Below are 22,081 nucleotides of genomic sequence, written 5' to 3' on the forward strand. Positions count from 1 at the left end.
TTAGATAACCCCCTCACCCCGGCCCTCTCCCCAGGAGGAAAGAGATCTCGTAGGTTTCACCATTCTGTTCCCTCTCCTTTCCAGGGAGAGGGTGAGGGTGAGGGTGAGGGTGAGGGTGAGGGTCGTCAAATTACATTTTCTTACGCCGCTTATCCAAATCCTTCAGCAGCTTATTCACCCGCTCATCGGCAAACATCGCTTCCAGCGAGCAGGTCAGCTTACGACGCCAGTTTTTATACTGGTCACTGGTTCCCGGAATATTCACCGGTTCGGCCATGTCCAGCCAGTCCTCCGGCTGTAGCCCCAGCAACGCACTATTGCTGTCCGCGATGTAGCGCTGCATTCCCCGGTTAAGCGTGTCGGTCATCGCCATTAACGCAGCCTTATGCCCCGCACGCTTCGGCAAACAGCCGTATTGATGCAGACCATCCAGCAAGCCTTGCTTAGCCCGTTCACGATCCTCATACAGCCCCGCCAGTACCGCTTCATCAGGGTAGAGGCCAAGCGTTTCACCGAGCGTTAAATCTCCACGGTTCCAGTAACCACGAAGCGTTGGCAGGTCGTGGGTCGTGGCGACGGCCATCGACTGCTTCGGCCAGCATGCGGGCGCCTTGTACTGCTTCTCACCGTCATGCTCGAAGTACAGCACCTTGTAAGAATAAACGCCGCTGTCGCGCAGCTTACCGACGATCTCAACCGGTACAGTACCAAGATCTTCGCCGATGACCATACAGCGGTGGCGCTGGCTCTCCAGCGCAAGAATCGACAGCAAATCGTCAACGGGGTACTGAACATAAGCCCCTTTATCCGCCGTCTCACCGTAAGGGATCCACCACAGGCGCAGCATCGACATCACATGGTCGATACGCAGCGCGCCGCAGTGGGTCATATTGGCGCGTAGCAGCTCGATAAAAGGCTCATAGGCACGAGCAACCATGACGTGAGGATCAATCGGCGGCAGACCCCAGTTTTGCCCGAGCGGGCCAAGAATATCCGGCGGCGCGCCAACCGATGCCTTCAGGCAATAGAGATCGCGGTCGCACCAGGTCTCAGCCCCCCCCTCTGCCACGCCCACCGCAAGATCACGGTAGAGGCCAATAGGCATCCCATCCTGTTGGCTGGCCTCCCAACAGGCTTTAAACTGACGCCAGGCGAGATACTGCAGCCAAAGCCAGAAGTTAACCTCATCGTGATGCTTTTCGCAGAACCGTTTAACATCCGGGCTATGCGCATCTCGATAACTTTCCGGCCACACCGGCCAGCCCCAGCGCATAGGATCTTCGCTGGCCTGGCTTGCGTGTAGCGCATCATAAGCCGCCTGGTAGAAAAGACTTTCGCCGCCCTCGGCAACGAACCGGTTAAAAGCGACAACCTGCTCATCGTTGGGTTTACGCTGCAAGAACGGTTTCCAGGCAAGGCGCAGTGCCGCAATTTTGAGGGCCGTAACGGCGGAATAATCCACCCATTCAACCTCCCTCGCTGCCTCAATCTGCTGCTGAACGGCAGGTTTTTTCCACCACGCCTGCGCCTCTTTGCTGCTCTGAAAATCCTCCACCGCGTTAACGTCGATGTAGATGATATTCAGCCAGCGGCGTGACGAAGGACTGTACGGGCTGGCGCTTTCCGGGTTCGCTGGGTAAAGCGAATGGATAGGATTAAGGCCGATAAATGCCCCGCCACGCGTTGCCACATCCGCCAGCATTTTCTTCAGATCACCAAAATCACCGATGCCCCAGTTAGCCTCCGAGCGCAGCGTATAAAGCTGTACGCACGCACCCCACAGTTTTTTTCCCTGCATTAAGGCGTCCGGCTCGTAGCAGCGCGGTGGCGCGACAATAATTCGGCTTGTCCAGCTCCGTTTCTGGTGGGTTATCACCAGATCGTGGTAACCCTCGGGCAGCTTAATCGGCAGCTCCAGTTTTTTGCCGCCGCGGGCGATCCCCTGATGCAGCGAGCCGTCCTCCGTGGTCAACTGCCAGCCATATTCCCCTTCCTCCTGTATCGCGAGCTGCATGCGCTGCCCTAAGGTGTAGACCTGAACACTGGGCACCGGAGATTTTGCCTGCTTTGCACCTGAAATAGGTTTCATCGCCTCCAGAAGGCGTTTTTTGGTATCCGCAGGAATACTCTGCGCTTTGCCGTGCGCGTTGATGTAATGTGGGCTGATACCGGCCGCCAGGGCGGCACTGTCGAGACGTTTGCTATCCATGGCGCTCCCTTAGCGTTTTGCCTGCCAGATACGTTGCTGATAATCACGAATCGAGCGATCGGAGCTGAACATGCCGCAGCGCGCGCTGTTCAGAATGGCCGCACGCGTCCAGGCTTCCTGGTCGAGGTAAAGCTTGTCGGCAAGCTTCTGCACTTCGGCGTAGGCGGTAAAGTCCGCCATGACCAGATAAGGGTCGCCGCCCTCTTTACCGATGCTGTGCAGCATCTGATCAAAGGCGTGTTTATCACCCTCGCTGTATTTCCCCTGCTCCAGCTCTTTGAGGATAGCATCCAGCACTTTGTCTTTTTTACGCCATTTCACCGGATCGTAGCCTTTGGCTTTCAGGGCTTTAACCTGTTCGACGGTGTGGCCAAATATAAAGATATTCTCTTCACCCACTTTCTCGGCAATTTCAACGTTGGCGCCGTCAAGCGTACCGACCGTCAGCGCGCCGTTCAGCGCAAGCTTCATATTACCGGTGCCGGAAGCTTCTTTGCCCGCGGTCGAAATCTGCTCGGAGATATCTGCCGCCGGGATCATGATTTCCGCCGCAGACACGCAGTAGTCCGGCAGGAAGACGACCTTCAGCTGGTCGCCCACCAGCGGATCGTTGTTGATCACCTCGGCCACTTTGTTGATCGCAAAGATGATGTTTTTTGCCAGGTAATAACCCGGAGCCGCTTTAGCACCGAATAGATAAACGCGCGGCACTCGCTCAGCCTCTGGGTTTTCTCTGATAGCTTTGTACTGCGCCAGAATATGCAGCAGGTTCAGGTGCTGGCGCTTGTATTCATGCAGGCGTTTAATCTGCACATCAAACAGCGCATCCGGGCTAATCACGATGCCGGTACGCGCCTTCACAAAGGCCGCCAGCTTCACCTTGTTCTGGTATTTGATCTCGCGCCAGGTCTGGCGGAATTTGGCATTATCGGCGTGCTTCTCCAACCCTTCCAGTACGTCCAGGTTGTTGGCCCACTCTTTCTTCAGCGTCTTGTCGAACAGCGCAGCAAGCGCAGGATTACACTGTTTGATCCAGCGGCGCGGTGTAATACCGTTAGTGACGTTATGGAATTTGTTCGGCCACAGCTGGTGATATTCCGGGAACAGGTCTTTCACCACCAGCTCAGAGTGGAGAGCCGCCACGCCGTTCACCGCAAAGCCGCCGACTACGCACAGGTTTGCCATACGTACCTGCTTGTTATGTACCACGGCAAGCTTCGCCCAAACGGGTTCGTCACCCGGCCAGGTTTTCTCGACCAGCACCTTAAACCGCTTGTTAATTTCATTGATGATTTGCATATGCCGCGGCAAAAGCGCCTTAACCAGCTTCTCGTCCCAACATTCCAGCGCTTCCGGCATCAGCGTGTGGTTGGTATAAGCAAAGGTCTTGCTGGTCATCGCCCAGGCATCGTCCCAGCTGAGCTGGTGCTCATCAATCAGCACGCGCAGCAGTTCAGGAATGGCGATGGTTGGGTGAGTATCGTTAAGCTGGATAGCTTCGTAATCCGGCAGCTCGGCGAGCTTGCGGCCAGCCAGGTGATGGCGCCGCAAAATATCGGCTACGGAGCAGGCACACTGGAAATACTGCTGCATCAGGCGCAGCTTTTTGCCGTTCAAATGATTGTCGTTCGGGTAGAGCACCTTGGTCAGCTTTTCGGCATCGATACCCTGCTGTTCGGCTTTAAGGAATTGGCCGTCATTAAATTTTGTCAGATCAAAGGGATGTGCGTGCTTTGCCTGCCACAGACGCAGCGGCTGCGCCACGCCGTTTCGATAACCCAGCACCGGTAAATCCCACGCCTCTCCCTGGAAAATAAAAGCAGGTTCCCAGCGCTGACTTTTCCCATTCTTCACCACTTTACCGCCGACCCCAACCTGCACGTCCAGCGCGCCGTTGTGGCGGAACCAGGGGTAGCTGCCGCGCTGCCAGTCATCCGGGGCTTCCATCTGCTTGCCGTCCTTAAAGGACTGGCGGAACAGGCCGTACTGATAATTCAGGCCATAGCCAATAGCCGACTGCCCGACCGTGGCCATTGAGTCCAGGAAGCAGGCCGCCAGTCGCCCCAGCCCGCCGTTTCCTAATGCCAGGTCCGTCTCTTCTTCCAGCAAATCCGTAAGGTTAATCTGGTAACCCTTCAGTATGTCGCTCACCTCAGAGAACCAGCCGAGGTTAAGTAAGTTGTTCCCGGTCAGGCGGCCAATCAGAAACTCCATAGAGATGTAGTTTACGTGGCGCTGCTGTTTAGACTCGGGTTTTGCTACCGGCTGAGCCGCTAATAGCTCTGCCAGCGCGCCGCTAACCGCGTGCCACCACTGATGCTGGGTCATTTCACTGGCATCATTAAGGCCGTAACGCTGCCACTGGCGCGTCAGAGCGGACTGGAACTGTTCTTTACTGAAGATCGGCTGTGACATAGGAAATCGGTCCTGTAATGTTCGAAAATCATTACCCGTTAGTGTGCCGGGCAGCCTGGGTGACTTCCTCATCCCGGCGCGGATTAGGCGGGGAGGAGTAGCGAGGATGAGCGAAAAATGTGATCTCTGCCACCTGGCACGGCGATGTAACAGGTTTCAGTCGCGCTGGCGCAAGGAGTGAGCAATCATATTCATGAAAAAAATGGAACTGTGACAGGGTGCAACTTACCGAGCACAGAAAGTTCAACAACCTTGCAATAAGAAGCATTCTGGCCGACCTTATCCGTAAGCATTAATTACGAAGCGTAAAAAAAATCGCATCCTTGAACATTTCCCTCCACGATTCTTTCTGCAGTGCGGTAATTCCGTCTTGCGGCGCGGAAGATGTCGGGGAAATTTTTACACAGTGAAGTGATCAACTATGTTAATCCCATCCAAATTAAGTCGTCCTGTACGGCTGGAAAACACTGTGGTTCGCGACCGCCTGCTGGTGAAGCTTTCGACCGCCGCCAACTACCGGTTAGCGCTGGTAGCCAGCCCCGCCGGTTACGGTAAAACGACGCTGGTCTCACAGTGGGCGGCGGGGAAAAAAGATCTGGGCTGGTACTCCCTTGATGAAGGGGATAACCAGCAGGAGCGTTTTGCCAGTTACCTGATCGCTGCCGTGCAACATGCCACCGGTGGCCACTGTGTAAGTAGCGAAATCATGGCGCAAAAACGGCAATATGCCAGCCTGTCATCGCTCTTTTCCCAACTTTTCATCGAGCTGGCAGGATGGGATAAGCCGCTGTACCTGGTGATTGATGATTACCATCTGATTGCCAACCCGGTGATTCATGAAGCCATGCGCTTTTTCATACGCCACCAGCCGGAAAACCTGACGCTGGTGATTTTGTCGCGCAATTTGCCGCAGCTTGGCATCGCCAACCTTCGCGTGCGCGATCAGCTGCTCGAAATCGGCAGCCAGCAGCTCGCGTTCACCCACCAGGAAGCCAAACAATTCTTTGATAACCGCCTGGCCACGCCCATTGAGCAGGCGGACAGTAGCCGCCTGTGCGATGACGTGGCGGGCTGGGTGACCGCGCTACAGCTGATCGCCCTGTCCGCTCGCCAGAGCAATACGCCAGCCCAGCATTCCGCGCGCCGCCTGTCGGGTATTAACGCCAGCCATCTTTCAGACTATCTGGTGGATGAAGTCCTGGATAACGTTGATGCCGATACCCGCAACTTCCTGCTGCGCAGCTCTATCCTGCGTTCGATGAACGACGCGCTGATCGTCCGGGTTACCGGTGAAGAAAACGGCCAGATGCGGCTTGAAGAAACCGAACGCCAGGGCTTGTTCCTGCAGCGCATGGATGACTCCGGCGAATGGTTCTGCTTCCACCCGCTGTTTGGCAGTTTCCTGCGCCAGCGCTGCCAGTGGGAACTGGCCGCAGAACTGCCGGATATTCACCGAGCCGCGGCAGAAAGCTGGATGGCACAGGGCTTTCCCAGCGAGGCGATTCACCACGCGCTGGCGGCAGGTGATGCCAATATGCTGCGCGATATCCTGCTGGGCCACGCCTGGGCACTGTTTAACCACAGCGAACTGACGCTGCTGGAAGAGTCGCTAAAAGCGCTGCCGTGGGAAAGCCTGCTGGAAAACCCCAAACTGGTGCTGCTGCAGGCCTGGCTGATGCAAACCCAGCACCGCTATAGCGAAGTCAATACCCTGCTGGCGCGCGCCGAGCAGGAGATGAATTTAGTTATCGACGATACGCTGCACGGTGAATTCAACGCCCTGCGTGCCCAGGTAGCCATTAACGCGGGCGATCCGGCAGAGGCTGAACGCCTGGCGATGGTGGCGCTGGAAATGCTGCCCTTGGCCAATTTCTACAGCCGCATCGTGGCTACATCGGTTCACGGTGAGGTGCTGCACTGCAAGGGAGACCTCACTAAATCACTCTCCGTCATGCAGCAAACCGAACAAATGGCGCGTCGTCATGATGTCTGGCATTACGCGCTGTGGAGTCTGATTCAACAAAGCGAAATTTTGCTGGCGCAGGGGTTCCTGCAGGCAGCCTGGGAAACCCAGGAAAAAGCCTTTGTGCTGATTCGCGAGCAGCATCTCGAACAGCTGCCGCTGCATGAGTTCCTGCAGCGCATACGCGCTCAGCTTCTTTGGGCGTGGGCACGGCTGGACGAAGCCGAAGCAGCAGCACGCAGCGGGATGGAGGTGCTCTCCAGCTTCCAGCCGCAGCAGCAGCTACAGTGCCTGGCGCTGCTGGTGCAATGTTCTCTGGCGCGCGGTGACCTGGATAATGCTCGTAATCACCTTAACCGCCTTGAAAATTTGCTTGGGAACGGTCCCTGGCACAGCGACTGGGTTTCCAACGCCGATAAGGTGCGGGTGATCTACTGGCAAATGACCGGCGATAAGAAGTCGGCAGCCAACTGGCTGCGCCAGACGCCAAAACCTGAATTTGCCAATAACCACTTCCTGCAAAGCCAGTGGCGCAACATCGCCCGCGTACAAATCCTGCTGGGCGAGTACGGGCCAGCGGAAATGGTGCTGGAAGAGTTGAACGAAAATGCTCGCAGCCTGCGCCTGATGAGCGACCTGAACCGCAACTTACTGTTGTTAAATCAGCTTTACTGGCAGGCCGGACGCAAAAGCGATGCTCAGCGCGTGTTATTAGAAGCTCTGGCACTGGCAAACCGCACCGGGTTTATCAGCCATTTCGTGATTGAAGGGGAAGCAATGGCGCAACAGCTGCGCCAGTTAATTCAGCTAAACACGCTGCCGGAGCTGGATCAGCATCGCGCCCAGCGCATCCTGCGCGAGATTAATCAGCATCATCGTCATAAGTTCGCCCACTTTGACGAAAGCTTTGTAAATCGCCTGCTTAATCACCCGGAAGTACCGGAACTTATTCGTACCAGCCCCCTGACTCAGCGTGAGTGGCAGGTACTAGGGTTGATTTACTCAGGCTACAGTAATGAGCAGATCGCCGGAGAACTGGACGTCGCGGCGACCACCATTAAAACGCATATTCGTAACTTGTATCAGAAGCTGGGCGTGGCACACCGCCAGGATGCAGTACTGCATGCGCAGAAACTGCTGAAAATGATGGGGTATGGGGTTTAGCTGTCCAGCAGGACGGGACGATATTTCGGGCAAGCCCCTCACCCCGGCCCTCTTCCCAAAGGGGCGAGAGGGAAAACAAGAAGCGACGTTGTAGCGGAGGTTAGTGCTGAAAGTATAGTGAGGCACGGTTGCGGCTTAAATCGCCTCAGTTTTCTCTCCCACTGGCCAGGGTCCTGCCGTCGGGAGCAGCCAGAGGCTGAGAGCGGCGGTGGCTTCCCTAAGACGTTCACCGGTGCGGTGGTTGCATATAAAACAGAGCTGGAGATTAACGGAACCTGTCGCCAGCTCTGCATACTCGTAGTGAAAAATACGTTCAAGGCTATTTAAGACGCCAGCGACAATCCTGATTTAGCGAACTGCTTTACCAGCCACTGCGCCACACGGGTTTGCTGCTCTTCATTCAGCCACATACCCAGCTTGGTACGACGCCACAGCGCATCTTCCGCACATCTTACCCACTCGTGCTCGACCAGGTAACGCAGCTCGGCTTCGTAAAACTCATGACCAAACTCTTCGCCAAGATCGCTGAGGCTTTTGGCATCACCCAGTACCAGATCGCTGTTACTGCCATAGGTACGCGCCAGGCGACGGGCAAGGCTTTCGGTCAGGAAACCATGACGACGGCGCAGTTTAGCCGCGTAGTCATCGCGATCGCCGCCGATATCACCGCCGGGCAGGTGGCACTCTTTGGTCCAGGACGGGCCGATATTCGGGTAGTAGCGCTCAAGCTTATCCAGCGCATGCTCGGCAAGCTTGCGGTAGGTCGTCAGCTTACCGCCAAATACAGAGAGCAGCGGTGCCTTACCATTTTCGTCGTGAATATCGAGGGTGTAGTCGCGGGTCACGGCCTGCGGAGAATCAGATTCGTCGTCGCACAGCGGACGCACGCCCGAATAGGTCCAGACGATATCGTCTTTGGTCAGCGTCTTTTTAAAGTGAGCGTTGTAAACGTTCAGCAGGTAGCTCACTTCTTTATCGTCAATGTGTACCGCTTTCGGGTCGCCGTGGTATTCCACGTCGGTGGTGCCGATGATGGAGAACTCATCCATCCACGGGATAACGAACACAATACGCTTGTCTTCATTCTGCAGGATGTAGGCCTGCTTTTGGGTATGCACGCGCGGTACCACAATGTGGCTGCCTTTGATCAGGCGGATACCGTAAGGAGAAGGCAGCTGCAGGCCTTCGTCAAAGAAGGTTTTCACCCACGGACCGGTGGCATTCACCAGGCCTTTCGCACGCCAGGTAAAGGTTTCGCCGGTATCAATATCCTGCGCCTCCACCACCCACATGCCGTTTTCACGCGTGGCTTTGATGGCGCGAGTGCGGGTTTTGACCTCACCACCTTTGCGCGTCACCATTTGGGCGTTTGCCAGCACAAGGCGAGCATCATCGACCCAACAGTCAGAATATTCGAAACCGCGCACGATTTCCGGCTTCAGCACGGAGTCTGCGCCAAAACGCAAGCTGGCGGAGGCCGGGAGACTGGTGCGTTTTCCCAGATGGTCGTACATGAACAGGCCGGTACGGATCATCCACGCCGGGCGAAGATGCGGGCGGTGCGGCAAACGAAAGCGCATCGGGAAGGCAATGTGCGGTGCCATTTTCAGCAGCACTTCACGCTCTGCCAGCGCCTCGCTCACCAGACGAAACTCGTAATGTTCCAGATAGCGCAGGCCGCCGTGAATCAGCTTAGAGCTGGCGGAGGACGTTGCACAGGCCAGATCCTGCCCCTCCAGCATTAACACGGATAACCCGCGGCCAGCGGCGTCCGCCGCAATACCGGCGCCGTTGATTCCACCGCCAATAACAATCAGATCTTTGGTTTCCATGTTGCCCTCACGCACTTTCGTTAAAGCTCAAAAATGTTCGATATCGCTCATGATAGCAAGTGTTCGCCCGCTTTGGTAACGAAATAAAAACATTTCTACGTGATATGGATAACATATTGGCGTTAATATCAGCGCCTGCGGGGTGCTATGCCTTAACATACCCCTTGTTTCCTTTCTTTCTCGACGAGTAAAACCATGGATCAATTTGAATGTATTGGTGTGGAAGAAGCACACCAGAAACTCCAGCAGCAGCAGGCGGTATTAGTGGACATCCGCGATCCGCAGAGCTTTGCCATGGGACACACGCCGGGGGCCTACCACCTCACCAACGACACGCTGGTGAATTTTATGCAGCAAACCGACTTCGACACCCCGGTCATGGTGATGTGCTACCACGGCAACAGCAGCAAAGGGGCAGCCCAGTACCTTTTGCAGCAGGGCTATGAGCAGGTCTATAGCATCGACGGCGGCTTTGACGGCTGGCACCGCCATTTCCCTGCTGAAGTTGCTCACGGCGCGTAAAGTTCAGGCGCTTTCACTCCCTGCAGGTATACTGTTTGCCTTTATAAGGCTTTACCCTGAATAGTTTGAGCATAGGCTGGCGGAAATGAGCTAATCCTCAGATGCTGACATAAAGCCAGTGACTGAGATTCAGGCGCGCAGCCAACGCTCCCTGTGGCTCGAAGTATGACGGGTAAATAGACGAATTTGGTTAAACTTTCATGATAATGATCACCTCTTTCGCCAACCCGCGCGTCGCGCAGGCTTTTGTCGATTACATGGCAACCCAGGGCGTTATTCTCACTATCCAACAGCATACACAAAGCGACGTCTGGCTGGCTGATGAAAGCCAGGCGCAGCTGGTCAAGTCAGAACTGGAAAAGTTTGTCGCCAACCCAGGCGATCCTCGCTACCAGGCTGCCAGCTGGAGTACCGGCCACAGCGGCGTGGGTTTCAGCTATAAACGCTATCCGTTTTTCGCCACCATCAAAGAGCGTGCCGGCCCGCTGACGCTCATCGTCATCGGCGTATGCATCGCGCTGTTTGTGCTGCTCAATATCATTGGCTTCGGCCCACTGCTTTCCGCACTTGGCTGGCCGCTCGCTCCTGAACAGCGCTTTGAGTTCTGGCGTTATTTCACACACGGATTGCTGCATTTCTCCTTGATGCATATCCTCTTTAACCTACTATGGTGGTGGTATTTAGGCGGTGCGCTGGAAAAACGCCTTGGCACCGGCAAACTGCTGACGCTGACGCTCATCTCCACTCTGCTGAGCGGGTTTATGCAGGCGAAATTTACCGGCCCACTGTTTGGTGGCCTGTCCGGCACGGTGTTTGCGCTGATGGGCTATGTCTGGCTCCGCGGTGAACGAGACCCCGAAAGCGGACTCCAGATGCAGCGAGGCCTGTTGGCGTTTGCCGTGATTTGGCTGGTGATTGAGGTCTTTACTCAGTCATCCGTCATTCCAGCACACCTGACCGGCATGCTGGTAGGGCTGGCGATGGCGCTGGTCGATACCCTGAATGCGCGAAAACGAACATAATAATGCTGGAGTAGCTTGTGAAGCAGACACAACGTCATGACGCGATTATCGAGCTGGTTAAGCAGCAAGGATACGTCAGTACCGAAGAGTTGGTGGAACAGTTTGCCGTCAGCCCGCAAACCATTCGCCGTGATTTAAACGATCTCGCCGACCAGAATATGATTCTGCGCCATCACGGCGGCGCGGCCCTGCCTTCCAGCTCGGTCAACACCCCGTGGCACGACAGGAAGGCAACGCAGACCGCCGAGAAAGAGCGTATTGCGCAGAAGGTGGCCAGCCAAATTCCTAACGGTGCCACGCTGTTTATCGACATCGGTACCACGCCGGAGGCCGTGGCTCACGCGCTGCTTAACCACAGCAATTTGCGCATTGTGACCAACAATCTCAACGTGGCTAATACGCTGATGGCGAAAGAAGACTTCCGTATCATTCTGGCCGGGGGCGAGCTGCGCAGTCGCGATGGCGGCATCATCGGTGAAGCCACGCTCGACTTTATTTCCCAGTTCCGCCTCGACTTCGGCATTCTTGGCATCAGCGGCATCGACAGCGACGGATCGCTGCTGGAATTTGATTACCATGAGGTTCGCACCAAGCGCGCGATTATCGAAAACTCCCGCAGCGTGCTGCTGGTCGTAGACCATTCGAAGTTTGGCCGTAATGCGATGGTGAATTTGGGTAGCATCAGTCTGGTGGATACCGTGTATACGGATGTGATGCCGCCTGCGGGGGTGATGCAGGTGATTAAAGAGAATAACGTGCAGCTGGAGCTGTGCTGAGGTTTGTACACTCAGTGCGGAAGCTTTACGTTCAAATCTTCCCGGGGATATCTTTCGCTCCGCAGTTATTCCGTTCACCCGTACATTTGTTTCCCCTGCAGGCTCGGAACACGGTGAACGTGTCAGGTGGCATTACGCCATGCCCCCTGACGACCCCCGGCGCCCGGCAAGCTCATCGCCGCTGAAGCGGTAAACCCACCGGCCATCACCCAAACATTCGGGGTCGTTCGCGATTCGTTCCCGACGATCGCTCTCTTTCGCTGTTCCCGACAGCTCAACCCCGCCTGAGTTGGGTCATCACCGGGGGCGATGAGAGCCGGGGACAAGGGCGTGGCTGTAAGTCTTGAAGCGACAGTGATGTTCAGCGTGGCTGGGAACAAAAAGCGAGGCTCGGTTCCGGCTTAAATCGCCTCGGTTTTCTCTCCGACTGGCCAGGGTCCGGACGTTGGGAACGGCCGGAGGCTGAGAGCGTCGGGAACGCATCTCAGCCGACCCAGGACTGGGAGATAAAACGGAGGTCTGCCGCTTTAGCGGTCGATTTATTTCGCCGGGAGTCCGGGGCCTCGGGGAAGTGACGGTGACTTCCCCGAGTCGTTCACCGTGGCTATCGCTACATATGAAACTGTACTGGAAGTGAACGGAATTTTATCCGGGTTTGCATAATCGTGGGTATTTATAACGATGAGATAATCACCGAGCAATCGCCTAAAACGTATAACTCATCCCCACCGTTAACTCCCGCAGGTTGTTCTTATTCACCATCGGGCTGTCACTGATCGTGCTCGGGTAAAAACGCTGCGTAAAACGCGCCCAGGTATTCCATAGCGGCGTCCAGGCATAATTCATGGCCAGCTGCGCGTAAGGCACAATACTGCTTTGTGGTCGCCATGTTGCCAGACCCGTTTTTACCGACTCTTTCTCTGAGATACCGTAGTAGTAACGCGTATTTTGCGCATTTGAGAAGTCCATACCGGCTTCAGGCACCAGCGTAAACGCGCCCCACTGCGCCATCGCAATATACGCCGAGTTCGCGGTCACACCATTGCTCACCCCCAGCGTGTCGCCCGCAAGCGTCGCACTAAACGCTCCAATTGGCGTGGTGTACTGTATCGTCATGCCGCCCATCATTGTGCTGTTGCGGTTATCCAGCCCGCGCAGCGCGGGCGTCTGGCCGTTAGACGCACGGTATTGGGTGTCGGCGTAATAGACTTTAGCGCGCAACAGCAGCGTATCGGTATTGATGAAGTTATAGCCCGCCTCGGTGCCGTCGATATACCAGGTTTTGCCGTCATAACCGATATAGGGCAGCGCCCAGCGCAGCTGATGGCGGGTTTGATAAGGCGTCTGGTACACCCCGCCCTGCGCGCCAAGCGACCAGTCGGCCGCAGGGCTGGCGGTAGCAACCAGCAGCGGACTTAGCAGCAATATCCCGGTAATCTTTCGCATCTCTTCACTCCAGGCCGACGAAGGTTTTGCCGCAATTTAACCTTTAATTTTGGGATCCAGCGCGTCCCGCAGCCCATCCCCCAATAAGTTAAACGCCAGCACGGTCAAAAAGATAGCCAGGCTCGGGAAAATAGCGACATGCGGGGCTATCACCATATCCGCCCTCGCCTCGTTCAGCATCGCGCCCCACTCCGGCGTAGGAGGCTGAGCACCCAGGCCAAGAAACGACAGGCTTGCGGCGGAGATAATAGAGGTCCCGATACGCATGGTGAAATAAACCACGATCGACGAAACGGTACCCGGCAGGATATGCCGGAAGATAATAGTCGCATCCGGGGCGCCAATGCTACGAGCTGACTCAATAAAAGTTTGCTGTTTCAGAACCAGCGTGTTGCCGCGAACCAGGCGGGCAAAAGCCGGAATACTGAAAATGGCCACCGCGATAATCACGTTGGTCATGCCACTGCCCATCACCGCCACCACCGCTATCGCCAGCAGAATACCGGGAAAAGCAAACAGGACATCGCAGATGCGCATGATAATGCAGTCCCACCAGCCTTCGTAATACCCCGCCAGCAGGCCAAAGAAGGTGCCGATAAGCGCGCCGATAAGCACCGAAAAGACCCCGGCGGCCAGCGAGATTTGCGCCCCAACCAGCACGCGGCTAAAAATGTCGCGCCCCAGCGAATCAACGCCAAACCAGTGCAATGCCGACGGCCCTTCGTTCAGCCTGTCGTAGTCGAAGTAGTTTTCCGCATCAAAGGGGGCTATCCACGGCGCTATCAGCGCGATCGCAATGAGCAAAAGCACAAACAGCCCGGCGGTCATCGCCACGGGCTGCTGCCGAAAACGGCGTAAGAACTCGCTCCACGGCGTACGGATTTGCCCGGCGTGAACCACGGGCATCGCGTTGACTATGGCCTGGCGTCGCCAGTTTAAAAGTCGCATCCTTATTTGTACCTGATGGCCGGGTTAATGGCGGCATACAGCAGATCCACCACTAAGTTGATTACAATAAACTCCAGCGAAAACAGCAGCACTTCCGCCTGAATAACCGGGTAGTCGCGCATTTCCACCGAATCCACCAGCAGGCGCCCTAATCCCGGCCAGTTAAACACTTTTTCCACCACAATTGAGCCACCAAGCAGGAAGCCGAACTGTAACCCCATCATGGTGATCACCGGGATCATGGCGTTACGCAGGCCGTGTTTTACCACGATCAACGTTTCGCTCACGCCTTTCGCCCGGGCGGTGCGCATGTAATCTTCATGCAGCACATCCACGAACGATGCGCGGGTGAATCTCGCCATCACCGCAGCCACCGCCGCGCCAAGGGTAATAGACGGCAAAATGTAGTGCTGCCAGCTGTCTGCCCCCACCGTGGGGAGCCAGCCTAACTCAACCGAGAAGATCTGCATCAGCAGCATTCCCAGTGCGAAGGCCGGGAAGGAAATGCCGGAAACCGCAATTGTCATACTCAGGCGATCCGGCCAGCGGTTGCGCCAGACGGCGGCCACTATCCCGGTAACCAGGCCAAACAGCGTCGCCCAAGCCATGCTGGTCAGCGTCAGCCACAGCGTGGGCATAAAGCGGCTGGCAATCTCTTCGGATACCGGGCGGCGCGAAACCAGCGAGGTGCCAAAGTCCCCCTGCACTACATGAGTGATGTAATGCAGGAACTGTCGCCACAGCGGCTGATCCAGCCCGAGCTGTTTGCGAACAAGCTCAATGACCGTGGCATCGGCTTCCGGCCCTGCAATCAGGCGCGCCGGATCACCGGGCAGCAGGTGAACAAACAGGAACACCAGCACCGCGACGATGAACAGCGTTGGAATTAGCCCAAAAAGGCGTTTAAGGAAATAGTTAAACATGTCGGCCCCTCACCCTAACCCTCTCCCCTGAGGGGCGAGGGGATAAAGAGACAAGGCTTTGCATCCCTCTCCCCATAAGGGAGAGGGAACAGAGATGGGCTTTGTTTTCCCCCTCTCCCTTTTAGGGAGAGGGCCGGGGTGAGGGTCATTATCACGCTACTTCAGGTCCGCATTATCAAAGCTGAATCCGGTATCCGGCATCACGTAGAATCCGGTGAGATTTTTACTGTGGGCAGAAACCAGTTTTTCCACCACCAGCGGCACCCACGGTGACTCTTTCCAGATAATGTCCTGGGCGTCTTTATACAGCTTCGCTTTCTCTTCCGGCTGGGTGGTTTTCAGCGCCTCAGCCAGGTCTTTATCCACCTGAGGATTGCTGTAGAACGCGGTGTTAAACAGCGTTGGCGGCCAGTTTTGGGAAGCAAACAGCGGTGACAGAGACCAGTCTGCTTCGCCGGTTGAGGCCGACCAGCCGGTGTAGAACATTCTCACGCCGCTCTCTTTCTGGCTTTTGGCTTCCACTTCTGCCGCACGCTGCCCGGCGTCCATCGCCGTCACTTTCACCTTGATACCAACCTGCGCCAGCTGCTGCTGGGTAAACTGCAGTACTTTCTGCGCGGTGCTGTGGTTATGGGACGACCAGAGCGTGGTTTCAAAGCCGTTCGGGAAACCCGCTTCTTTTAGCAGCGCTTTGGCTTTGGCCGGATCGTAAGGCCAGGGTTTGAATTTTTCCGAATAGGCGATGGACGGCGGCACGACGCCTTCCGCAGGCGTGGCAAAGCCGGAGAACGCCACTTTCACCAGCGCCTGGCGGTTAATCGCGTAGTTGATCGCCTCGCGAACCTTCGGGTTATCAAACGGTTTTTGGGTCACGTTCATGCTGATGTAGCGCTGCATGATGGACGGGGAAGCAACCAGCTCAAGCTTGCTGTTTTTCTCCAGCACGCCGGCCTGCTCGTAAGGAATCGGGAACGCAAACTGCGCCTCACCGGTTTGCAGCATCGCCGCGCGGGTGTTGTTATCCACGACCGGACGCCAGGTAATGCTGTCCAGCTTCGGCAGGCCAGCCTGCCAGTAACCGGTGAATTTTTTCACCTTCACAAAGTCTGTCTGGTTCCAGGTTTCCAGCTGATACGGGCCCGTACCTACCGGGTGGAAGCCAATATCTTTGCCGTATTTTTGCAGCGCCGCCGGGGAAATCATCGCCGTCGCCGGGTGGGCAAGAATATTGATAAACGCCGAGAACGGCTGTTTTAAGGTGATTTTTACCGTCGCAGGATCGACCGCTTCGGTTTTCGCGATGGCTTTATACAGGTTATAGCGCTTGAGGTGGTTATCCGGATTGCTGGCGCGATCGAGGTTAGCTTTTACCGCGTCAGCGTTAAAATCCGTGCCATCCTGGAACTTCACGCCCGTACGCAGCTTGATGGTGTATACCAGGCCGTCGTCAGAGACCTTGTAGCTCTCCGCCAGCACGTTCTGCAGCTTCATGTCTTTATCAAGCCCGAACAATCCCTGATAGAACGACTTCGCCACCGCCTGCGATAGCGTGTCGTTCGCGTCGTACGGATCGAGCGTGGTGAAGTTTGAGGCCACCGCGACGACGACATCTTTTGCAGCGAAAGCGGGCGTGGCGATAACGGCAGAGGCCAGTCCCGCCGCCAGCAGCCATTTTTGCGTTGTGTTAGCTGTCATTATTGTTTTCCTTTATAGGCGATTTTCACTGCTGCCGATGGGATGACGGGCAACAAAATGTCCCGGCCCCACCGCAACCAGCGGTGCTACGTGCGGTTCATCCCCCAGGCTGCGTGTGGCGCTGGGGATCTCGTCAGACACTAAAACGGGCTTGCGTCCCTTACGGGTTGGGTCAGCCACCGGCACCGCCGCCATGAGCTTGCGGGTATACGGATGCTGTGGGTTTTCAAACACCGCGCGGCGCGGGCCAATTTCAACAATCTGGCCCAGATACATCACCGCCACGCGATGGCTGATACGTTCCACCACGGCCATGTCGTGGGAGATAAACAGGAAAGCGATGCCAAACTCACGCTGCAGGTCGAGCAGCAGGTTAACTATCTGCGCCCGAATCGACACGTCCAGCGCCGAAACGGACTCATCGGCAATCACCACCTTCGGGTTAAGGGCCAGCGCGCGGGCAATACAAACCCTCTGCCGCTGGCCGCCGGAGAACTCATGCGGGTAGCGCCAGGCGTGTTCCGGCTGCAGCCCTACGCGCTCAAGCAGCCATGCCACTCGCTCTTGCGCCTGCTCTTTGGGCATCGCCTGATGCACCAGCAGCGGCTCCATAATGGAGTAACCGACCGTCTGGCGAGGATCCAGCGAAGCATACGGATCCTGGAAGATAAACTGGATATCTTTGCGTACGTGCTGCAGTTCGCCGTTAGGCAAATTATCAATACGCTGGCCGTTAAAGGTGATGGTGCCGCCCTGGGTTTCCACCAGCCGCAGCAGCGAGCGCCCGGTGGTCGATTTACCACAGCCGGACTCCCCGACCAGCGCCAGGGTCTCACCGGGCAATAAATCGAAGCTCACCTTTTCAACAGCATGTACCTGGCGCGTCACCCGGTTGAATATTCCGCTGCGCAGCGGAAAGCGAGTGACCAGGTCACGCACTTCAAGTACGGGCTTCGCTCCCGGGGGAATGGTGTCCTGCTCGGTTTCTGGCTCTTGCTGATTTGGTTGCCCCGGCACGATAAGCGGAAACTTACGCGGCAAATCACTGCCGTTCATTGCGCCCAGGCGCGGCACGGCGGCCAACAAGGCCTGCGTGTAGGCGTGCTGCGGGTTTTCGAATATTTGCTCGACGGTGCCGGTTTCCACCGCTTCGCCCCGGTACATGACCAGCACCCGGTCGGCGATATCGGCTACCACGCCCATATCGTGGGTGATAAAAATCACCCCCATCTGCATTTCATCCTGCAGGACGCGAATAAGCTGCAGGATCTGCGCCTGAATAGTCACGTCGAGGGCGGTCGTCGGCTCATCGGCAATCAGCACCGCCGGGCGGCAGGAGAGCGCCATGGCGATCATCACCCGCTGGCGCATCCCGCCGGAAAGCTGGTGCGGGTAGCGGTTCAGAATGGCCTGGGCTTCAGGAATGCGCACGCGTTCAAGCATGCGTTTTGCCTCATTCAGCGCCGCACGGCCGTCCAGCTTTTGGTGTAAACGAATGGATTCGGCAATCTGCTCACCTACGGTAAACACCGGGTTGAGCGAGGTCATCGGCTCCTGGAAAATCATCGCCACGTCCGCGCCACGCACGCGACGCATCTGCGCGCTGTTCAGGTCGGGCAGATTAAGCACTTCGTTATTACGGCGGCGCAGCAGCAGTTTCTCGCAGTCGACCAGCCCGCCGCTCTGTTCCAGCAGGCGCATCAATGCCATCGCCGTCACCGATTTCCCGGAGCCCGACTCGCCGACAATCGCCAGCGTTTCACCCCGGTTAAGCGTCAGCGACAGGTGACGCACCGCCTCGGTGACCTGCTGCTGTTGGCGAAAGCGAATATTGAGGTCGCTAACGGCAAGCACCTGCTCGTCCGGCAGTTCATGACTGTGCGGCATTAACTCTCCTGGTCACGATAAATTCCTACATTCGGGGCATCGCCCACAAAGCCAAAGCCGCGGTACATCCCTTCGCTGTTAAACGGCAGCGCGACGTTGCCCTGATTATCAATGGCAATCATGCCGCCGCTGCCGCCCAGCGCGGGCAGTTTCTCCAGCACCACGCGGTCGACGGCCTGCTGCAGGCTTAGCCCGGCATACTCCATCAGGGCAGCAATATCGTAGGCCGCGAGCGTGCGTATAAAGACTTCACCCGTGCCGGTGCAGGACACCGCCACGTTGGCATTGTTGGCATAGCAACCCGCGCCGACAAGGGGCGAATCCCCTACCCGGCCCGGCAATTTATTGGTCATCCCGCCGGTGGAGGTCGCCGCGGCCAGATTACCGAATTTATCCAGCGCCACTGCGCCAACCGTGCCAAATTTCTTATCCGCATCAATCGGCTCGGCCCCGTCATGATCCAACAGCGTTTGCTGGCTTTCACGGGCGCGCAGCAATTGCTGATAGCGTTCTTCGGTCGAAAAAAGTGTTTCATCTACCGGCTCAAGCCCTTGCTGAGCGGCAAAACGTTCCGCCCCTTCGCCGATCATCAGCACGTGCGGGCTGTTTTCCAGCACCAGCCTCGCCGCAAGAATCGGGTTGCGAATATGGCTTACGCCCGCCACCGCCCCGGCATCCAGGCTGTTGCCGTCCATGACGCAGGCGTCGAGCTCATGTTTGCCTTCACTAGTGAACACAGAACCAATCCCGGCGTTAAACAGCGGGCATTCTTCCAGCAGGCGAACGGCCTCGGTTACCGCGTCCAGCGCGCTGCCGCCGTGCTCGAGGATCTGCTGCCCGACCTCCACTATTCTGGATAGCGCGCTGATAAACTCCTGCTCTTTTTCTGGCGTCAGGTGGGCGCGGGTCAGGGCTCCGGCCCCGCCATGAATAGCGATAACGGCTTTGGTCATTCGGCATTGCCTGTTGAATGTGATATCTGGCGGCGTTTTTTCTATAAATATCAGAATCGTTGCCAAACATTGATACGATTTTTGAATATAGAAAGACCTAAAAGTGTTGTAAAGAAAATTGACTTTCCTCTGCGAGCCTTACGCCGCCCGGCGGGAAGGAGAAATAGCGGCCGATAAAACCTGAGCCGCTATTTCTTTGGTAATAACAAAAAGTTAGAACTTCGCGCTGATGCCCACGTTATAGCTGGTCTGGTTCCCGTCGCTTAGCCCGGCCGTTTGCGCCACTGCCGCAAAGGCTGACACGGTATCCGAGAGCGGCATATCCGCACCGACGGCGATATCGGCCCAGTTTTTATCCAGCTGTTCACCGCTGCGGCTGAAGGTCAGCGCCGTGGATTTTAAGCCGCCGTTCGCACGGTAATTGTCGTCGCCAAACTGATGCCGGTAGCTGGCCTGCGCCCAGGGATTAATCACCCCCAGCTTCGTGTCCACGCGCCAGCCCGCGCTGCCGATTTGCGAATGGCCGTTCTGATCGCCGAAGCGCATAGCGGTGCTGCTGCTGCCGTTTTCGCTGTAGCCGTTCACGTGGCTGTAATCCCAGGCGTATTGCAGCACCGGCCCCGTGGTCAGCCAGCTCGTTACCGCGAGGTCATAACCCGCCGTGAGTCGCGCGCCATACAGCCTCCCGTCGGTATCGCCTTTTTCAGTGCGGGTCAGCTGTCCGAGCGTGATATCGCGCTGAATATTCGTGAAGTCTGCGGAGAGATAATGCACGTCGCTGTTTAACCAGGCCTGGCCCGCCCGGAGCTGGCCAAAGAGGGCGGCCTGGAAACCTCGGGTGTCATAGCGGTAGTTATCGTTCGGGCGCTGGTTGTCCAGAGAGCCGGCGATCAGCCCGCCCAGCACCACGTTTTCATTGAGCTGATAGTCCAGGCCCACGGTCAGGTTATTGGTGTTCCCTTTGCCGTCACCGGTTCCACCGTGCCCGCTATACCGCTGATAGCCCCCGCTGTAGCCGCCAAACACGCCCAGTGAACCGGCGGCGTTTTCGCCCTGACGCAGCTGCTGGTAGCGGCTGTCGAGCGTGGCCCGGCTGCCACGCACCATCGCCTGCGTGCCCTGATTCAGACGAGTCACCTGAACAGGCGCGGCGATAATCGACTCAATGTATTGGGCAATGATGCTGTGTACCTGCGGGCCAGGGTGGAAATGGTCGGCAAACAGATAGCCCTGAGAGGCATTAAAGCCGGGCGTCGAGCTGGTGCAGTCTGTCGCCGCCACGCCCGGCGGACAGGCCATCCCGGCGGTGTTTGTCAGGCCGAACGCCTGAGGGTTGGCCAGGATTTCCTGGAAAACGCCGTTGATATCCGCCCGGGCAATATTGCCGCCGTGTTGCAGCAGAGCCTGATCCTCAGCGCTGTTGTAGAAGGTGGTGAGTAAAGAAGCCTGCTGCACGGCTTGATCGTAGGCAGCAATAAGCTGAGCGGCTACGCCCTGCTGAATGAGTGGATTCGTACTGACGACCGATGCCGCCGCCTGTAAAGCCTGATGAATTGCCTGCTGCCGGCTCGACAGGTCAGGCGTTTGCGCCGCATCCAGAGAAGCATAAGCAGCCTGAATGGCTGGCGTGGCCGCCGCACCAAGCCCTGCGCTAAGCACCAGCTCCATCAACGTTGGCGTCGCGCCGATATTTGGGACGTTAGGTACCACCACCAGCCCGGCTCCGGCATCAAGCAAAGCCCCAACCTGAGCCGCTGCGTTGGCCGCGCTGTTAGCGGCGATTCCCTGCGCCAGCGCTGGCTGGGTGGCGGCCGCGGCCAGATCGTTGCCGCCTATCCAGTGAATGTATAACCCGTTGCCGTCCGCTCGCCCGCCGGTCTGGCTAAGGTAGCGTTGAACCTGGCTTTGGGTATTATCGGCCGAATTGAGCGCTGGCACGGCGGTGCCCCCGCCTGCGGCATAGTTGCTCCCGCCTTCGCGGGAAGGCGTTAACGTCAGGCCATATTGGGCGGCCAGCTGTTCGTCATAAAGTTTGTTCTGGCTGCTGTTCCAGGTCCAGCGCCCGTTGTTGCCGGTGTCGCTGAGGCTGTCGCCAAAAACGGTGAGGGAATCAAAGGCAAATGCGGATGAGGTGAAGCCCACAGCGACGGCCAGCATACTGAATTGAAACACTTTTTGTTTGCTTATCATCAGTTCTTCCTTGCAGAGGTTTTTTATTCGCCACAATGACTATAGCCAATGGCGGATTACGCGCAGACCGAGCGTAAAGAAGAAACGTGACAACGTGATGTAACGCATATCTGGCCACGGGCGGGAGGATTTTGCT

15 protein-coding genes are annotated in these 22,081 nt (G+C 56.9%); 4 read left to right on the forward strand and 11 right to left on the reverse strand.

The genetic code is table 11. From position 1 onward, the window contains the following. Positions 1-130: 130 nt before the first annotated feature. Together malQ and malP are read right to left on the reverse strand one after the other, a co-directional pair. Entirely contained in the window at positions 131-2,209 is a 2,079-nt protein-coding gene (gene malQ / locus VGM55_RS24610) for a 4-alpha-glucanotransferase (RefSeq protein ID WP_331637023.1), read from the reverse strand. 9 nt (positions 2,210-2,218) lie between these two features. Then, positions 2,219-4,624, reverse strand: coding sequence for a maltodextrin phosphorylase (gene malP, locus VGM55_RS24615; protein ID WP_331637024.1), 2,406 nt, complete (start codon positions 4,622-4,624; stop codon positions 2,219-2,221). Between the two features lie 421 nt (positions 4,625-5,045). On the opposite strand from malP, the gene malT reads away from it, so the two are divergent. Then, on the forward strand, positions 5,046-7,751 hold the full coding sequence (gene malT / locus VGM55_RS24620; RefSeq protein ID WP_154189123.1) for an HTH-type transcriptional regulator MalT: 2,706 nt from the start codon (positions 5,046-5,048) through the stop codon (positions 7,749-7,751). A gap of 323 nt (positions 7,752-8,074) precedes the next feature. Here malT and glpD read toward each other — a convergent pair whose 3' ends face one another. Next, on the reverse strand, positions 8,075-9,583 hold the full coding sequence (gene glpD, locus VGM55_RS24625; protein ID WP_154189124.1) for a glycerol-3-phosphate dehydrogenase: 1,509 nt from the start codon (positions 9,581-9,583) through the stop codon (positions 8,075-8,077). Positions 9,584-9,778: 195 nt separating this feature from the next. On the opposite strand from glpD, the gene glpE reads away from it, so the two are divergent. The 3 genes from glpE (at position 9,779) to VGM55_RS24640 (ending at position 11,903) form a co-directional block, all read left to right on the forward strand. Then, on the forward strand, positions 9,779-10,105 hold the full coding sequence (gene glpE, locus VGM55_RS24630) for a thiosulfate sulfurtransferase GlpE (RefSeq protein ID WP_154189125.1): 327 nt from the start codon (positions 9,779-9,781) through the stop codon (positions 10,103-10,105). 200 nt (positions 10,106-10,305) lie between these two features. Continuing rightward, entirely contained in the window at positions 10,306-11,127 is an 822-nt protein-coding gene (glpG, locus tag VGM55_RS24635) for a rhomboid family intramembrane serine protease GlpG (RefSeq protein WP_154189126.1), read from the forward strand. Positions 11,128-11,144: 17 nt separating this feature from the next. Beyond that, positions 11,145-11,903 (forward strand): DeoR/GlpR family transcriptional regulator, encoded by a 759-nt coding sequence (locus VGM55_RS24640; RefSeq protein WP_331637025.1) that lies wholly within the window; start codon positions 11,145-11,147, stop codon positions 11,901-11,903. Between the two features lie 122 nt (positions 11,904-12,025). Here VGM55_RS24640 and VGM55_RS24645 read toward each other — a convergent pair whose 3' ends face one another. The 8 genes from VGM55_RS24645 to VGM55_RS24680 form a co-directional block, all read right to left on the reverse strand. Beyond that, the gene (locus VGM55_RS24645; protein WP_331637026.1) at positions 12,026-12,229 is read right to left on the reverse strand and encodes a hypothetical protein; all 204 of its coding nucleotides are present in this window, start codon (positions 12,227-12,229) and stop codon (positions 12,026-12,028) included. Positions 12,230-12,608: 379 nt separating this feature from the next. Beyond that, a complete protein-coding gene (locus VGM55_RS24650) occupies positions 12,609-13,349 on the reverse strand; it encodes a MipA/OmpV family protein (RefSeq protein ID WP_154188037.1) in 741 nt (246 codons plus the stop codon). A 36-nt stretch (positions 13,350-13,385) separates the two neighbouring features. Next, positions 13,386-14,297 (reverse strand): glutathione ABC transporter permease GsiD, encoded by a 912-nt coding sequence (gsiD, locus tag VGM55_RS24655; protein ID WP_331637027.1) that lies wholly within the window; start codon positions 14,295-14,297, stop codon positions 13,386-13,388. Positions 14,298-14,299: 2 nt separating this feature from the next. Continuing rightward, positions 14,300-15,220, reverse strand: a complete 921-nt coding sequence (gene gsiC, locus VGM55_RS24660; protein WP_331637028.1) for a glutathione ABC transporter permease GsiC — start codon at positions 15,218-15,220, stop codon at positions 14,300-14,302. Positions 15,221-15,376: 156 nt separating this feature from the next. Next, complete coding sequence (gsiB, locus tag VGM55_RS24665; RefSeq protein ID WP_154188040.1) at positions 15,377-16,915, reverse strand: glutathione ABC transporter substrate-binding protein GsiB; 1,539 nt, start codon at positions 16,913-16,915, stop codon at positions 15,377-15,379. Positions 16,916-16,927: 12 nt separating this feature from the next. Further along, the gene (gene gsiA / locus VGM55_RS24670) at positions 16,928-18,802 is read right to left on the reverse strand and encodes a glutathione ABC transporter ATP-binding protein GsiA (RefSeq protein ID WP_331637029.1); all 1,875 of its coding nucleotides are present in this window, start codon (positions 18,800-18,802) and stop codon (positions 16,928-16,930) included. Beyond that, complete coding sequence (iaaA, locus tag VGM55_RS24675; RefSeq protein ID WP_331637030.1) at positions 18,802-19,755, reverse strand: beta-aspartyl-peptidase; 954 nt, start codon at positions 19,753-19,755, stop codon at positions 18,802-18,804. Before iaaA ends, gsiA begins: the two co-directional genes overlap by 1 nt. A 213-nt stretch (positions 19,756-19,968) precedes the next feature. After that, the gene (locus VGM55_RS24680) at positions 19,969-21,912 is read right to left on the reverse strand and encodes an autotransporter outer membrane beta-barrel domain-containing protein (RefSeq protein WP_414648315.1); all 1,944 of its coding nucleotides are present in this window, start codon (positions 21,910-21,912) and stop codon (positions 19,969-19,971) included. Positions 21,913-22,081 lie beyond the last annotated feature (169 nt).

It is taken from the genome of Cedecea sp., assembly GCF_036500665.1.
In the GTDB taxonomy this organism is placed as follows: domain Bacteria; phylum Pseudomonadota; class Gammaproteobacteria; order Enterobacterales; family Enterobacteriaceae; genus Cedecea.